The organism is Neisseria sp. (assembly GCF_030527965.1).
In the GTDB taxonomy this organism is placed as follows: domain Bacteria; phylum Pseudomonadota; class Gammaproteobacteria; order Burkholderiales; family Neisseriaceae; genus Neisseria.
On the sequence record NZ_JAUMZU010000002.1, the window covers coordinates 95,884 to 112,198 of the forward strand.

Below are 16,315 nucleotides of genomic sequence, written 5' to 3' on the forward strand. Positions count from 1 at the left end.
GCATTTATTTGGCTTGCGCTTGGCCTGTGTGTTTCTGAAATATATTTGAACATATTATAACGGATTGGATGTCATTTGTTGTCAGTGTATGAAGTCGGCTGTTGTTCTTTGGTGTTATGCGTGCAGGATATTTGGTGGGCAGATTTGATTTTACAATGTTTTTTCAGATAAGCATATCAGCAAGGGAAGCGAAAATCGGATATAATAGGCAGTCCTTATTTGTATTGACCGCAGTATTTGCAGATAATGAAAAACCTTTTTAAAATTCAAAGAATTATTTGTTATGACCGACCAGCAACGAGAAGAATACGGCGCGGAGAGCATCCAGGTGTTGGAAGGCTTGGAAGCAGTGCGCAAACGCCCGGGAATGTATATCGGCGATACGCAAGACGGCTCCGGCCTGCATCATATGGTGTTTGAAGTATTGGATAATGCTATCGACGAGGCGCTTGCAGGCCATTGCGATAAAATTACCGTTACCATTCATGCCGATAATTCGGTTAGTGTGGAAGATAACGGCCGAGGCATGCCTACCGGTATCCATCCCAAGGAAGGGCGCTCGGCTGCTGAAGTGATTATGACCGTTTTGCATGCCGGAGGAAAGTTTGACAATAACAGTTATAAAATTTCCGGCGGCTTGCATGGCGTTGGCGTTTCGGTAGTCAATGCGTTGTCTGATTGGGTAACCTTAACCATTTATCGCGACGGTAAAGAGCATTTTGTGAAGTTTGCCTGCGGCGAAGCGGTAGAGCCTTTGAAAGTAGTCGGTACGTCCGATAAAAAAGGTACTACGGTTCGTTTTTTAGCCAGCGAAACGACTTTTGGCAATGTGGAATACAGCTTTGATATTCTTGCCAAGCGCATTCGTGAATTGTCTTTTTTGAACAATGGCGTTGATATCGAATTATTCGACTTGCGCGACGGCAAACATGAAAGCTTTGCTTTTTCAGGCGGCGTGGCCGGTTTTGTGCAATATATGAACCGCAAGAAAACACCGTTGCACGAGAAAGTTTTTTACGCATCCGGCGAGCGCGACGGAATGGGTGTCGAAGTGGCGATGCAATGGAACGACAGCTACCAAGAATCGGTGCAGTGTTTTACCAATAATATTCCGCAACGCGACGGCGGAACGCATTTAACAGCTTTGCGGCAAGTGATGACCCGCACCATTAACCAATATATAGAATCCAACGAAATCGCCAAAAAAGCTAAAGTAGATACGGCTGGCGATGATATGCGGGAAGGGCTGACTTGTGTGCTGTCGGTTAAATTGCCGGATCCGAAATTTTCGTCACAAACTAAAGACAAGCTGGTTTCCAGTGAAATCGGACCGGTGGTGAACGAGGTTATCGGGCAAGCCCTGACCGATTTTCTGGAAGAAAACCCGGTTGAGGCCAAAACCATTTGCAGCAAAATTGTGGATGCCGCGCGCGCGCGCGAGGCTGCCCGAAAAGCCCGTGAGATTACCCGTAGAAAAGGGGTGATGGATGGTTTGGGCCTGCCCGGTAAGCTGGCAGATTGTCAGGAAAAAGACCCGGCTTTGTCGGAGCTTTATCTGGTCGAGGGTGATTCGGCCGGCGGATCGGCCAAACAGGGGCGAGACCGCAAATTCCAAGCCATTTTGCCGTTGAAGGGCAAAATTTTGAATGTGGAAAAAGCCCGTTTCGAAAAAATGCTGGCCAGCCAGGAAGTGGCCACGCTGATTACCGCTTTGGGTGCCGGTATCGGCAAGGAAGAATTCAATCCGGAGAAATTGCGTTACCACCGCATCATTATTATGACTGATGCCGACGTAGACGGTGCGCACATCCGCACGCTGTTGCTCACTTTCTTCTATCGCCAAATGCCGGAATTGGTTGAGCGCGGTTATGTTTACATCGCCCAGCCGCCGTTATACAAAGCCAAGCATGGTAAGCAAGAACGCTATTTGAAAGATGAATTTGAAAAAGACCAATTTTTGCTCGGGTTGGCTTTAGATAAGGCTAAAATTGTTTCCGATGGCCGTGTCATCGAAGGAGAAGAGCTGGAAACAACGGCCAAACAATTTATGCTGGCGAAAAATGCCATTGTGCAGGAAAGCCGCGTCATTGATGATTCTGTGTTGCATGCGATGCTATATGCTAATGTTATCGATTTGTCTACCCGGCAAAGCGTTGATGCTGCGATTGCCGAACTGATGACGCAGCTAGATGAAAAAGAAGTGGCATTGGAGCGTATTGCCGGTAGCGATGGCAGTTTCTTCATCAAAATTACCCGCAAATTGCATGGCAATGTGGCGGTCAGTTACATCGAATCCAAGTTTCTTAATGGGAAATCGTATCAAACCATCAGTCAGACGGCTGCTTTGTTGAAAGGTTTGGTGGGCAATGACGCTAAACTTTACAAGGGTGATAACGAATACGATATTGATGGATTTGAAGATGCTCTGGAGATTTTGCTGCAAAGTGCGCAAAAAGGTATGGCTATTCAACGCTATAAAGGGTTGGGCGAGATGAATCCGGAGCAGCTTTGGGAAACCACAATGGATCCGGCTGTGCGTCGGCTTTTAAAAGTGCGTATCGAAGATGCGATTGCTGCGGATGAGGTGTTTGTTACCCTGATGGGCGATGAAGTTGAGCCGCGGCGTGCATTTATTGAGAATAATGCATTGATTGCTCAGAATATTGATGCTTAAGATTAAAAAGCCTGTCTGATTTCTTTTCAGACAGGCTTTTTTATTTCGCGTTGGTTTTCTCTGGTAGTGATGAGGATTTTTATTATTTAAGCGAATCGTTTTTCAGTGAGATTGATTCAATGAAAAGCAGCTCGAAAGCTGCTTTTTATTTTTATCATAGAGAGCAGATTAAAACTTACGATGCGTTTGCCAGTTTGGTGTCGAAAAAAGTAGCAATAGACTCTAATGCCACAGGAACATCTTTATCGTATAAGCTGACATGGGTTGCGCCGTCAATCCATGTCAATTGTTTATCGTTGTGCGAGATTTTCTCAAAAACATTTTCACTGAAATAAGCGGTGTCTGCTTGTTTTCCTACGATAAGCAGCGTGGGTCGAGTGAGCAAATCGGCAACCTGGCTAAATGCGTCGAATGCAAAAATTTTGGCAACGCTGGTAAATAATAACTGATTGCTCGCTCTTTCGTGCTGGGCGCGAGGCGTACGATAATAGTCGTATGCTTCTTTCGCGTATTCGGGGGTGTGTTCGTTGAATTCGGCGGGGGAATTAGGAACAAAAGGGATGTACGCACGTTCACCGTCTTTGGCTTCTTGGCTGCGTTGTGCGCCGGCATTATTCAGCAATTCTAATAATGTGGGAATCGGATTGGCGCCGAAGCCTGCACGGAACAGACCGTTGATATCCACTGCGCTCACGGTTGCCAGCGCTTTGATTCTTTTATCGAATAATGTTGCGTTGATGGCATATCCACCGCCGGCGCAAATACCTAACAAACCGATTTTTTCGTTCGCGACGCCTTCTAAATTGACCAGATAATCGATTGCCAAGCTGATATCTTCAACACGTTGGGCGGGGTCTTCCAAGCCTCGGGGTTCGCCTGAGCTTTCTCCTTGGTATGCGGCATCGAAAGCCAATGTGATGAAGCCTTTTTCGGCAAGTAGCTCGGCATATAAGCCTGACGTTTGCTCTTTTACGCCGCCGCCCGGGTGTACGCAAACGATGGCGGGATAAGATTGCTGAGCGTTGAAATCGGTCGGAAGATAAAGATGGGCGGCAAGTGTGAAGCCTTTACCGGTGATTTGAACGGGTTTCATGAGTTTCCTTTCTTGTTAGTATGTGTGTTGTTGAACTGTTATTTTAGCAGTTTATTGATAAGTTTTAGCAGAGCTGATGCGTGCTTTGTGACAATAACGAAATACGATTGCGGATTTTACTTTGATGCAAGCGGTTTAAATGCCTGTCTGAAAATTTTCAGGCAGGCATTTTGTTTTGTCAGGTCGCTTATTTCTGACGTTCACGAATAACGGCTTGCTGCGCCGCGGTTAGTCGGGTATGGAATGCCCGTTTGGCAGCTTGGAAAATTGCCTGTCTTCTGCGATGTTGCATGTGTGACTCCTTTCTTTATTTTTAGTTTTGATGAGTTTCTTCCTAGAGATTTATCCAGTATGCCAGCATTCGGAGAAAAAGATAAGTTATTTTACAACAAGCTACTTTTGTAATTTTAAATATATGCGGGTTAAGGCCATAGCCAAGCCCATACGCGGCGGCCCTCACCTTGGAGAATCATGAAGGTACGGCAGGCTGCTGCGGTAGACATGCTTTCTAAACCGATGCCGCGCGAGGCCAGTTTGGCGGTTATTTTGGGGTGGAGGAAGCTATGCCGATTGCCTGTGCCTACCAAAATAACTTCCGGTGGTGTGGAATCTCCGATTTGGGATAAAAAAGATTCGGCATCGAGCGTTTGGGGTGATTCGGCTTCAATGGCGTGTAATCCGCTGTCTGTGAGGCAAAACGGATGGCGGTATTGCTGGGCGTCAACTTCAATAACGCCTTCTTCGTAGGCGGTAACGGAAAGTTTGCCGTGCGGCTTGTTTTCTTCAATTTGCATGGAGTTTTCTTTCTTGGTTTTTCGGCCAAAATCGGTTAGCATTAGCAGTTTGTTTTGTAAGAGTTTATACCAACGCATCAAGGCTTAACAAGGAGATACGATGAAGCCAGTCAATATCGGTATTTTGGGTTTGGGTACAGTGGGGAAGGGTACGGTGGATGTTTTGAACCGTAATGCCGAAGAAATCAGCCGCCGTTTGGGGCGCGACGTGAATGTGTTTATGGTTTCTACCCGCAACACGGAAAATGCGCGCCGTATTTGCCCGCCTCAGACAGTGATTACCGATCAGCCGTTTGAGGTGGTGCGGCATCCTGAAGTGGATATTGTGGTGGAATTGTTCGGCGGTACCGACATTGCTAAAGATTTGGTGCTGGAAGCCATTAATCAGGGCAAGCATGTGGTAACGGCCAATAAGAAGCTGCTGGCTGAATATGGCAATGAAATTTTTGCCAAGGCCGAAGAGAAAAACGTGATGGTGCAGTTTGAAGCGGCCGTGGCCGGTGGTATTCCGATTATCAAAGCATTACGCGAGGGCTTGGCGGCCAATAATATCCGTAGCATCGCGGGCATTATCAACGGTACCAGCAATTTCATTTTGACTGAGATGCGTGAAAAAGGCAGCGCGTTTGCCGATGTGCTGAAAGAAGCGCAAAAATTGGGCTATGCGGAAGCGGATCCCACCTTTGATATCGAAGGCCATGATGCGGGGCACAAAATTACCATTATGTCGGCATTGGCATTCGGTACGCCGGTTAATTTCGACGCCTGCTATCTGGAAGGCATTAGCAAATTGGAAAGCCGCGATATCAAATATGCTGAAGAACTGGGCTATCGCATCAAATTGTTGGGCATTACCCGTAAAACGGATAAAGGCATCGAATTGCGCGTTCATCCTACGCTTATTCCAGAAGTGCGTCTGATTGCCAATGTAAATGGCGTGATGAATGCAGTACGCGTGAATGCCGATATGGTGGGTGAAACTTTGTATTACGGCGCCGGCGCGGGCTCGTTGCCTACGGCGAGTGCGGTGGTGGCGGATATTATCGATGTGAGCCGTTTGATTACGGCAGATACCGGTAATCGCGTGCCGCCGTTGGCATTCCAATCCGAAGAGGTTAAGGCGCAGGTCATATTGCCGATGGATGAAATCGTGAGCAGCTATTATCTGCGGGTACAGGCGGATGACGAACCGGGCGTGTTGGCGCAGATTACCAAATTGCTGGCGGATGAGGGCGTGTCTATCGAAGCGTTGATTCAGAAAGGTGTGTTTGATCAATCGATTGCAGAAATCGTGATTTTGACCCACAGCACGGTTGAGAAACACATCAAGACGGCGATTGCGGAAATTGAAAGCCTACCTTGTGTGCGCGGCTCGGTAACAATGATTCGTATGGAGAGCTTGCATGGCCGCAACGGATAAAGACGAGGCGGCGCAAAAAGAGGCGGAGCAAGCTTTCAGAGCGGCGGAATTGAAAAAAGGCAAAGCCAAAATCCGCACCATCCGCATCTGGCTTTGGGTCATCGCCGGGTTGTTTGCCGCATTATTTTTTCTTTCACAGTGCGCGATGTCTAAGCCCAAGGCCAAATCCGCCATTATCGAATCATGTGTGAAAAACGTGCCGTTCACTGAAAAATGGCAAGCGGATTTGAACGCGGCGGGTTTGGGCGGCAAATCGGATGAGGTGATTCAGGATTACTGCCTGTGCATGTGGAACGAACCGCTGGATAAACTGACCGACAAGCAAATCCACTCGATGAGCAGTATGGATGCCCGGAAGCAGTTGGAATTGTTGGGCGGCGTGGAAGCGTTTAACCGGCGGGATGCGCAATGTATCGCCGGTTTGAAAACAAAATGAATTAAGGCCGCCAGATTGGATTATCGGGCGGTTTTTTTATAATCGGAGGGCGATGATGAAAATATGGAAAATCTATTGTGCCGGCGGCGATGTGTTTTTGCCGGAATCCAAACGCAGCCCAATTTTTGCGCAGATGGAAAAGCTGGCTGATGAGCTTTCAGACAGGCATTGTTGCTTTCAGCTATTGCTCCCGTTGGATAACGAAATCGATTTGTCGCCCGGCTTTTCTTTGGAAATCAAACGAGATAATGCTTTGAAAATCCGTTTGGCTAATGAGCGGATGATTCAAGAATGCGATGCGGTAATAGCCAATTTGTCGCCGTTTCGTGGCGCGGAACCGGATTGCGGCACGGCTTATGAATGCGGCTTTGCCCGAGCGTTGGGTAAGCGGGTGTTGGCCTATAGTGATAATTTGGCCGAACAAACGGTAAAATACGACGGCTTTGATTTTATGCAAACCGCACCGGATGGCCGGTTTGCTTATACGGAAATCGAGGATTTTGCTTTGCCGTTCAATTTAATGTTGTATGATGTTGGCATGACGATATTTAAGGACTTTGCAGCAGCATTGGATTTTTATGCCGACCAATGCAAAAGGGCGGATGATGGTCATCATGGATAAGGTGTTAATAGGTTTGAGCGTTATACGAAAAACCGTCGTGATATTGAATGATTGAGAAGGCTGTCTGAAAATCGCATTTAAGCAGCGAAAGGTTAGGTGGCTGGGTGTAGAGGAGAGGCAATGGCATTTACAGAGGAACAGAAACAGGGATTGCTTGCTCAGAAAGGCATTGGCAAAACCGTTGTTGCCCGCCTTGAGGCAATGGGGTTTGATGATATAGAAAAATTAGCACATGCTGATGTTCAAGACGTGCTGGCGCTGGGGGCGCAAATGACGCATTCGACTTGTTGGAAAAACAGCCCGCAAGCCAGAAAGGCGATTGAAGCGGCGGTTTTATGGGCGAAAACGCAATTGCCTTGATTTTTTAGGCTAATGTATTCGAATGCTTTTATTTATGATGGTGTTGTAATAGTTTGGTAAGCAGAGGGAAACATGAAATGCCTGTCTGAAAATATTTTCAGACAGGCATTCTTATATAGGATTGATTAGTGCAGGCTGTCGTAAATTTTTTGTGCCAGAGATTTGCTGATGCCTTCGGTTTGCGCCAATTCTTCCACGCCGGCAGCCTGTATGCCGCGCAGGCCGCCAAAGCGAGTAAGCAGGGCTTGTCGCCTTTTGCTGCCTATGCCGGGTATATTGTTGAGAGAAGAGGTAACGCGGGCTTTGTCGCGCTTTTTACGGTGGCCGGTAATGGCGAAGCGGTGCGATTCGTCGCGCACGGTTTGCAGCAAGTGCAAAGCGGGGCTGTTGGGCGGCATGCGGAACGTTTGGCCGGTAAAAGGCAGAATCAATTCTTCCAAGCCGGCTTTGCGCTCGGGGCCTTTGGCAATGCCGATAATCGGAATGTGCAGGCCGAGTTCCGCCCAGACGTCAACTGCCATGCCGACTTGGCCTTTCCCGCCGTCAATGAGCACGGCATCCGGCCATTTGACGGTTTCTCCGTTGGCTTCTGCTTCGGCCAGCTTGCCATAGCGGCGCGTCAGCACTTCGCGCATTGCCGCATAGTCGTCTCCCGCTTTGGCGGTGGTGATGTTATAGCGGCGGTATTGGGAGGGCTGGATGTTTTGTTCGTCGTAAACAACGCACGAAGCAATGGTGGCTTCACCTTGGGTATGGCTGATATCGAAGCATTCGAGGCGGTTTAAATCGCTGGGCTCCAAACCGAGCAAGCGCGCCAATTCATCGATACGGTGCTGCTGACCGGTGTGTTGCATGATATGCTGATTGATGGCCAGAGCGGCGTTGCGTTCGGCCATTTTCAGCCAGATTTTTCGCTCGCCTATGGTTTTGGTTATGAATTGAATTTGTTTGCCGTGCTCGGCAACGAGGGCTTCTTGCAGGCCGGCGGGCAGGGTAAAGTTGCTGATGATGATGTCGGGTTTGCTTTTACCCAGATAATGCTGGGCGACAAAGGCTTCCGCATAATCTTGAATTTCAGGGTCGGGATCATGGCGAGTATCGGGAAAGAAATTTTTATCGCCGACATGGCGCCCGCCGCGTATGCTGACCCAATGCAGGCAAACAGTGCCGCTCATTGCGGCTACGGCCAGAATATCAATGTCGCTTGGGTTTTTGCTGTCGATAAACTGCTGGCTTTGTACCAAACCAAGCGCTTGAATTTGGTCGCGGTAACGGGCGGCTTCTTCAAAATCAAGCCGGTCGGCAGCTTGTTGCATTTTATAGTGCAGTCTTTGGGTTAGTTCGCCGGTTTTGCCGTTTAAAAAGGTAACCGCCTCGCGGATGCTCGCTTGATAATCTTCGTAGGAAATGTGACCCACACACGGGCCTGAGCAGCGTTTGATTTGATAGAGCAGGCAGGCGCGGTCACGATGTTCAAAGACACTGTCTTCACACGTGCGCAACCGAAATACTTTTTGCAATATCTGAATGCTGTCGCGTACGGCATAGCTGTTGGGATAAGGGCCGAAATATTGATTGGGCTTTTTCAGAGTGCCTCTGTAATAAGCCATTTGCGGAAATTCATGGCCGCTGAGCATGAGATAAGGGTAGCTTTTATCGTCACGAAACAAGATATTGTATTTCGGCGATAAGGCTTTAATCAGATTGTTTTCGAGAATCAGAGCTTCGGCTTCCGAGCGGGTAACCGTTGTTTCCACCGTATATATTTGCTTGACCATCAGCATGATGCGCGGCGAATGGTCGTTTTTTTGAAAATAGCTGGTTACGCGCCGCTTGAGGTTGACTGCTTTGCCAACATACAAAACCTGCCCGTTTTTATCGAGCATACGATAAACCCCGGGCAGGTTAGGCAGGTTTTTCAGGAAAACGGTTAAATTGAAATGATCTGACACTGTAACAATAGTATTAATGAGCCTCTGGCGCCGGTGCGGAGCAGAATTTGCTGATGTCGTTATCATAGCGTGCCATCAGGGCATCACGGTTGGCGGTGCGGGCGGATTCTGCAAAAGTGCGGTTCATTCGGGCAGTTTTACAGTTGGCCTCCTGCATTTTTTGGTTTTCTTCTGCGATTTTTTTGTTTTGTTCTTCTACTTTTTTATTGTTTTCAGCCATTTGGTCGTTTAATTGTTTTTGTTGGTCGGCCAAAGAACCGGGCGCTGCGTTTTTCTCAACCGGCGCGGTTACGGTGCGGGTGCGCACGTTTAATGTGCTGACGCCGGTGCTTTTCAGATTGCGCGGCACGTCGGAATAGGTGTTGGTACCGTTGGCGCCTTTCCAGTTGTACACTTCTTTAGCGTAAAGGGTGGAAGAAGTCAGAATGAGACCGATGGCGGCGAATCGTGCAAAGGAAGTAATGTGCATAATGGTTCTTTCAAAAATTATGGATTGCTGTTTGTTTTTAATTGGTAAAAAGATGGCTTTATTTTACCGATTTCCTTTTGGGCTGTCATGGAAACGGCTAAAAAAATAAGCTTTTTTCCGTTTGGTCGCTTACTAAAGCGCGTCGGATTTGCTACAATATCGTGCATCTTGCACAAACTGAAAGTTTCAAAGCATCATGCGTATCGTAGAAAAAGCCTATACTTTTGATGACGTTTTGTTGGTTCCCGCACATTCAAACGTGCTGCCGCGCGACGTTTCCCTGAAAACCCCGCTTACCCGTCAAATCTCCCTTAATCTCCCTTTTCTTTCTGCCGCGATGGATACCGTTACCGAAGCCCGCTTGGCCATTTCAATGGCGCAGGAAGGCGGAATTGGCATTATTCATAAAAATATGACGCCCGAGCGGCAGGCTTATGCGGTTGCGAAAGTAAAACGTCATGAAAGCGGTATTGTGAAAGACCCGGTAACCATTTCTCCCGATATGCTGATTCGCGATTTGCTGGTGATGCTTGCTCAGCGCAAACGCAAAATGTCGGGTTTGCCGGTTGTGGAAAATGGTAAAGTGGTCGGCTTGGTAACCAATCGCGATTTGCGCTTTGAAAAACGCCTTGACCAGCCGGTTTCTGCGATTATGACGCCGCGAGAAAAACTGGTTACCGTGTCTGAAGGTACGTCTATCGAAGATGCGCGCGATGTGATGCATGAACATAAAGTCGAGCGGGTGTTGGTGGTAAACGGCGATTGGGAGCTGAAAGGCCTGATTACGGTTAAAGACATTCTGAAAACCACGGAATTCCCGAATGCAAATAAAGATGCCGACGGTCGTTTGCGTGTGGGTGCGGCGGTTGGTGTGGGTGCCGATACCGATGAGCGGGTCAAGGCTTTGGTTGAGGCGGGTGTGGATGTGATTGTAGTTGACACTGCGCACGGGCACAGCCAAGGTGTGCTGGATCGGGTGAAGTGGGTGAAAACGAATTTTCCGCACGTGCAGGTTATCGGAGGAAATATCGCAACCGCTCAGGCAGCGCGCGATTTGGTAGCCGCAGGCGCCGATGCGGTGAAAGTCGGCATCGGGCCTGGTTCTATTTGTACTACCCGTATTGTGGCTGGTGTGGGTGTGCCGCAGTTGACGGCCATTCATAATGTGGCTGAAGCGCTGAAGGATACGGGCGTGCCGTTGATCGCCGACGGTGGCATCCGTTTTTCGGGCGATGTGGCCAAGGCTTTGGCGGCAGGTGCTTCTTGTGTGATGCTGGGCGGTATGTTTGCCGGTACCGACGAGGCGCCGGGTGAGATTGAGTTGTATCAGGGGCGTTCTTATAAGTCTTATCGCGGCATGGGTTCGTTGGGTGCGATGAGCCAAGGATCGTCAGACCGTTATTTCCAAGACAAGCAGGAAAGTGCCGACAAATATGTTCCTGAAGGCATCGAAGGGCGTGTACCGTATAAAGGCCCGATTGTGCAGATTATTCATCAGTTGGTGGGCGGATTGCGCTCCAGCATGGGTTATTTGGGATGCGCCAACATTACCGAAATGCATGAAAAAGCGGAATTCGTTGAGATTACGGCAGCAGGTATGAATGAATCACATGTGCATGATGTGCAAATTACCAAAGAGGCGCCTAATTATCATGTCCGTTAATCGGGCTGACTAAGGTGTTTTGAAGTTTTGCTTCATATTGATTTGAGGCGTTGGAAATCATGTTTGCCGTATCGGAAAGTACGGGTATGATAAATTAACGGCTTTACCTTAAATGTTTAAAAATTGATACGAAACAATTTTTACTTAAATCGCCGGTTAAGCGCTCGTTTCATTGGGGCTTAATCGGTATAATCTTAAAAATGTAATATTCTTTCAGATAGGCATTGTCTGCATCTGATGCCTGTCTGAAAATTATTTAATCCTGAATATGAATAACTATGGAGAATGCTGCAATGAGCGCTATTATTGATATTTTTGCCCGTGAAATTCTGGATTCGCGCGGTAATCCTACTGTGGAATGTGATGTTTTGCTGGAATCTGGCGTGATGGGTCGTGCCGCGGTGCCTTCCGGTGCGTCTACCGGCCAGAAAGAGGCTTTGGAATTGCGTGATGGCGATAAAAGCCGCTATCTGGGTAAAGGTGTGTTGCAGGCGGTGGAGCATGTAAATAATGAAATCGCTCAAGCTTTAATCGGTGTGGATGCTTCCGAGCAAAGTTATATCGACAAAATCATGATTGATTTGGACGGCACTGAAAATAAAGGCCGTTTGGGCGCCAATGCGACTTTGGCCGTTTCTCTGGCCGTTGCGCGCGCCGCCGCCGAAGATGCTGGTTTGCCGCTTTACCGCTATTTGGGCGGTGCCGGTCCGATGGCTTTGCCCGTGCCGATGATGAACGTTATCAATGGCGGCGAGCATGCCAACAACAGCCTGAACATCCAAGAGTTCATGATTATGCCGGTGGGTGCGAAAAGCTTCCGCGAAGCCTTGCGTTGCGGCGCCGAGATTTTCCATGCGCTGAAAAAATTGTGTGATGGCAAAGGCTTCCCTACTACCGTTGGTGACGAAGGTGGTTTTGCGCCTAACCTGAAAAGCCATGAAGAGGCTTTGCAGCTGATTGTTGAAGCTGTGAATGCCGCCGGTTACAAAGCGGGCGAAGATGTTTTACTGGCTTTGGATTGCGCGTCGAGCGAATTCTACAAAGACGGCAAATATCATCTGGAAGCGGAAGGCGTGGCGTTGAGCAGCGCTGAGTTTGCCGATTACCTGGCCGGTTTGGTTGCGAAATATCCGATTATTTCGATCGAAGACGGCATGGACGAAAACGATTGGGATGGTTGGAAACTGTTGACCGACAAATTAGGCAGCAAAGTGCAACTGGTTGGCGACGATTTGTTTGTAACCAATCCGAAAATCTTGGCCGAGGGCATTGAAAAAGGTTTGGCCAATGCATTGTTGGTTAAAGTGAACCAAATCGGTACTTTAAGCGAGACCTTGAGCGCGGTGGATTTGGCTAAACGCAACCGTTATGCGAGCGTGATGAGCCACCGTTCGGGCGAAACTGAAGACAACACCATTGCCGATCTGGCGGTTGCAACCAATTGCATGCAGATTAAAACCGGTTCTTTGAGCCGCTCCGACCGCATGGCCAAATACAATCAGCTTCTGCGCATTGAAGAAGAATTGGGCGAAGCCGCTTACTATCCGGGTAAAAGCGCGTTTTACCAATTGAATAAATAAGGCCATATCAAATATGAGATGGGTAACGGTTTTTTTGAGCATTTGCATCGTTGGCTCGCAATACGACCTCTGGCTATCGAAAGGTGGCTGGCGGGATATGTGGCGGCTGCAAAGCGAAGTAACCTCGCAAGAAACGGAAAACAGCATGCTTACCTTGCGCAACAATGCGCTGGCAGCGGAAGTGAATGATTTGGCCAATGGTAAAGACGCCATTGCCGAAATCGCCCGGGTCGATTTAGGTTATATCAAAAACGGTGAAATCTATTACCGTATGGTTGATCAGCGAAACCGTTAATCCTTCTTGATAAGACAATGCCTGTCTGAAAACGGCGAAGCGATTTGCTCAACCGTTTTCAGACAGGCATTCTGTTTTATCTCAAGATATTGGGAAGAACCCAATCTACCTGGATTGCCGATAAAGCAAGATGCTTCGCTTGAGAGGTGGGCAGAATATGGCAAGATAAACAAACCGTTGCGCCAGATGTTATATAATGAGAACCGATTGATTGAAAATTTAAAGATAAAAAGCGTGGCAACAGAAAAAAATATACAGGAACACAAAAAATGAACATGCAAAGCATCGAACGCGAAAGCATGCAATACGATGTGGTTATTGTTGGTGCTGGGCCTTCGGGCTTAAGCGCGGCCATACGCTTCAAGCAATTGGCACAACAAGCAGGGCGGGAAGTAAGCGTTTGCGTGGTGGAAAAAGGCTCGGAAGTCGGCGCCAATATTTTATCGGGTGCCGTTATCGATCCCAAGGCATTGAGCGAATTGTTGCCGGATTGGCAGAAAAACGGCGCGCCGTTAACCCGAAGCGTTACCGAAGACCGCGTATTATTCCTCACCAAAAACAAAGCCTACAAGCTGCCGACCGCACCCAGTTTTAAAAATCACGGCAATTATATCATCAGCTTGGGCATGCTGGTTCGCTGGCTGGCCGAGCAGGCGGAAAACCTTGGTGTCGAAATCTACCCCGGGTTTGCCGCGGCCGAAGTGCTTTACCATCCAGATGGTTCGGTCAAGGGCATCGCCACGGGCGACATGGGGCGGGATAAAAACGGCGAGCCGACCGATATGTTTCAGCCCGGCATGGCATTATTGGGGCAGCAAACCCTGTTTGCCGAAGGTTGCCGCGGCTCTTTGGCCAAGCAAGTTATCAAGCAATTTCAGCTAGACAAACACAGCCAGCCGCAAACTTATGGCATCGGCATCAAAGAAATCTGGGAAGTGCCCGAAGGGCAATGCCAGCCCGGCTTGGTAGTGCACAGCACCGGCTGGCCGCTCGATAGCAAAACTTATGGCGGCTCGTTTATCTATCATCTGGATAATAATCAAATCGCCACCGGCTTTGTTGTCGGCTTGGACTACCAAAACCCGTATCTCTCTCCGTTTGAAGAATTTCAGCGTTTCAAAACCCATCCTGAAATCCGCAAAACGTTTGCAGGCGGCCGCCGCATTGCCTATGGCGCGCGCGCGCTGGTAGAAGGCGGTTGGCAAAGCCTGCCGCGCTTAAGTTTTCCCGGCGGGCTGCTTATCGGGGATGCTGCCGGTTTTTTGAACGTGCCGCGCATCAAAGGCATTCATACCGCCATGAAATCCGCCATGCTGGCCGCCGAAGCCGCATTTCCCTTGTTGGAAGAAAACGGATTCGAGCCGGAAAGCGGCAAGGAAGTGGCATCGGTGCAAGGCTTGTTGGAGCAAAGCTGGCTGGGCCAAGAGCTTTATGCCGTACGCAATATCCGCCCTTCGTTCAAATGGGGCATGTGGGTGGCGTTTGCTTATACCGGATTGGAGCAATATGTGTTTAAAGGCCGCGTGCCGTGGACGCTAAAACACCATGCGCCTGATTACAGCACGCTGAAGAAAGCCTCGGATTGCCGCCCGATTGATTATCCGAAGCCCGATAACGTGCTCACATTCGATCGCCTCAGCAGCGTTTTCCTGACCTCTACCAGCCATGAAGAAAACCAGCCTTCCCATTTGGTGCTGCGCCATCCCGAGGCGATGATTGAGGTCAACTACCGCGAATATGCTTCGCCCGAAACCCGTTACTGCCCTGCCGCGGTTTATGAAATCACGCAGCAAGACGGCGCGCCGAAGTTGCAAATCAACGCCGCCAACTGTATCCATTGCAAAACCTGCGACATTAAAGACCCAACGCAGAATATCCAATGGGTTTGCCCCGAAGGCGGCAGCGGCCCCAATTACGGTGCGATGTAATCGTGTATAAAAAAGCCTGTCTGAAACATTTTCAGACAGGCTTTTTTATACTTTTCGGTTAAGAAACAGGCGGGAAAAAACAGAGTAGAGATGGTTTGTTCATCCCCAAATAGCTTAAATTTAGGTAGAAATTTAACAAAAAATTGATGCGATTGTTATATGATAGACACTACCCATTTAAAAGAAACTCTGTATGAGATATCTAGTCATCACATGTAAACTGCGCTTGATTGCCTTGTGCTTACTGCCTTTAACGCTGGCGGCCTGCCCGCAGGCGCAGAGGAATGCGGCGGGTTCGGCATCGCAACAACAAGCGGAGAACTGGCCGACAGCCGATGATGGGGTGGGTAGTTGGGGTGGAATCCCTATTCGTTTCTCGGGGCATATTACACATGGCCCAGTTTCGTACAAAGATACGCCGACGATATTTTCGCCGGACTGGGAAAACTATAAAAGTCCGCCACGAACGCTGAAGTCGCCGATTGATAGCTTTGGGATAGAGGTGAATCTGGATACGGGGAAGGTATTCAATAACCGCACGGATTCGATTTCCGGTTTTTTTGATGAAAATGAAATAAAGAATTCGCCGTGGGCTTCCGTCAGTTTTTATACTACGGCTGTGTTAGATTTTTTAAATAGTTATTTAGACGATGATTTGAGGGAGAAACCCGGCTTAAAGAGCTTTACTTTCAAAAAAATAGGGAAGATGGAGTATGGTCTGGAAGTGTATGAGCAGCTTAAACCAGAGCCTAATACGGGTTCGACAGATACGCTGTTTATTGCCCGAGATAAGAAAGGCAATGTTAGCAGCTATATCAAGTGTTCCAATAATAATGTGCTGAATCCGCCCTGTACGCATAAGTTTCTATCGCAGATGAGTCCGTATGCCTATTTTAGTGTGGGATACAGTCGTTATCGTCTGAAAGACTGGCAGAAGATAGAGGCGCGGGTGCAAGAAATATTGGCGGAGTTTGCCGATAATGCCAAACACCCCGAACGTAAACTTTAATGCTGCCTTTAAGAAGAAAG

The 16,315-nt window shown here is 48.5% G+C and carries 14 protein-coding genes; 10 read left to right on the forward strand and 4 right to left on the reverse strand.

All coding sequences use genetic code 11. The annotated features are described in order from the left end of the window. Positions 1 to 283 precede the first annotated feature (283 nt). Entirely contained in the window at positions 284 to 2,674 is a 2,391-nt protein-coding gene (gene gyrB, locus Q4A84_RS01515) for a DNA topoisomerase (ATP-hydrolyzing) subunit B (protein WP_303087156.1), read from the forward strand. A gap of 175 nt (positions 2,675 to 2,849) precedes the next feature. Here the strand turns inward: gyrB and Q4A84_RS01520 are convergent, their stop codons facing one another. Next, on the reverse strand, positions 2,850 to 3,767 hold the full coding sequence (locus Q4A84_RS01520; RefSeq protein ID WP_303087157.1) for an alpha/beta hydrolase: 918 nt from the start codon (positions 3,765 to 3,767) through the stop codon (positions 2,850 to 2,852). A 422-nt stretch (positions 3,768 to 4,189) separates the two neighbouring features. Continuing rightward, positions 4,190 to 4,561 (reverse strand): Mth938-like domain-containing protein, encoded by a 372-nt coding sequence (locus Q4A84_RS01525; protein WP_303087158.1) that lies wholly within the window; start codon positions 4,559 to 4,561, stop codon positions 4,190 to 4,192. 100 nt (positions 4,562 to 4,661) lie between these two features. Here Q4A84_RS01525 and Q4A84_RS01530 point away from each other — a divergent pair, with 100 nt between their 5' ends. The 4 genes from Q4A84_RS01530 to Q4A84_RS01545 all read left to right on the forward strand — a co-directional run bounded on the left by Q4A84_RS01530 (position 4,662) and on the right by Q4A84_RS01545 (position 7,399). After that, entirely contained in the window at positions 4,662 to 5,981 is a 1,320-nt protein-coding gene (locus Q4A84_RS01530; protein WP_303087159.1) for a homoserine dehydrogenase, read from the forward strand. Further along, entirely contained in the window at positions 5,965 to 6,417 is a 453-nt protein-coding gene (locus Q4A84_RS01535) for a hypothetical protein (protein ID WP_303087160.1), read from the forward strand. The genes Q4A84_RS01530 and Q4A84_RS01535 overlap by 17 nt, the downstream gene beginning before the upstream one ends. Before the next feature lie 52 nt (positions 6,418 to 6,469). Then, positions 6,470 to 7,039, forward strand: a complete 570-nt coding sequence (locus Q4A84_RS01540; protein WP_303087161.1) for a nucleoside 2-deoxyribosyltransferase — start codon at positions 6,470 to 6,472, stop codon at positions 7,037 to 7,039. A gap of 120 nt (positions 7,040 to 7,159) precedes the next feature. Further along, a complete protein-coding gene (locus Q4A84_RS01545; protein WP_303087162.1) occupies positions 7,160 to 7,399 on the forward strand; it encodes a recombinase RecA in 240 nt (79 codons plus the stop codon). 125 nt (positions 7,400 to 7,524) lie between these two features. On the opposite strand, the gene uvrC is transcribed toward Q4A84_RS01545, so the two are convergent. Both uvrC and Q4A84_RS01555 read right to left on the reverse strand, forming a co-directional pair. Beyond that, positions 7,525 to 9,351 (reverse strand): excinuclease ABC subunit UvrC, encoded by a 1,827-nt coding sequence (gene uvrC, locus Q4A84_RS01550; RefSeq protein WP_368389549.1) that lies wholly within the window; start codon positions 9,349 to 9,351, stop codon positions 7,525 to 7,527. Positions 9,352 to 9,364: 13 nt separating this feature from the next. After that, the gene (locus Q4A84_RS01555; protein WP_303087164.1) at positions 9,365 to 9,820 is read right to left on the reverse strand and encodes a DUF4124 domain-containing protein; all 456 of its coding nucleotides are present in this window, start codon (positions 9,818 to 9,820) and stop codon (positions 9,365 to 9,367) included. 196 nt (positions 9,821 to 10,016) lie between these two features. On the opposite strand from Q4A84_RS01555, the gene guaB reads away from it, so the two are divergent. From guaB to Q4A84_RS01580, 5 genes are all read left to right on the forward strand, one after another. After that, entirely contained in the window at positions 10,017 to 11,483 is a 1,467-nt protein-coding gene (gene guaB, locus Q4A84_RS01560; protein WP_303087165.1) for an IMP dehydrogenase, read from the forward strand. 293 nt (positions 11,484 to 11,776) lie between these two features. After that, positions 11,777 to 13,063, forward strand: a complete 1,287-nt coding sequence (eno, locus tag Q4A84_RS01565; RefSeq protein ID WP_303087166.1) for a phosphopyruvate hydratase — start codon at positions 11,777 to 11,779, stop codon at positions 13,061 to 13,063. Positions 13,064 to 13,076: 13 nt separating this feature from the next. Then, positions 13,077 to 13,358 carry a cell division protein FtsB gene (gene ftsB, locus Q4A84_RS01570; RefSeq protein WP_303087167.1) on the forward strand — a complete coding sequence of 94 codons (282 nt, stop codon included), beginning with the start codon at positions 13,077 to 13,079 and terminating at the stop codon, positions 13,356 to 13,358. 269 nt (positions 13,359 to 13,627) lie between these two features. Then, positions 13,628 to 15,286: an electron transfer flavoprotein-ubiquinone oxidoreductase gene (locus Q4A84_RS01575; protein ID WP_303087168.1), complete on the forward strand. Its 1,659-nt coding sequence runs from the start codon at positions 13,628 to 13,630 to the stop codon at positions 15,284 to 15,286. Between the two features lie 193 nt (positions 15,287 to 15,479). After that, complete coding sequence (locus tag Q4A84_RS01580) at positions 15,480 to 16,295, forward strand: hypothetical protein (protein WP_303087169.1); 816 nt, start codon at positions 15,480 to 15,482, stop codon at positions 16,293 to 16,295. Positions 16,296 to 16,315: the final 20 nt, after the last annotated feature.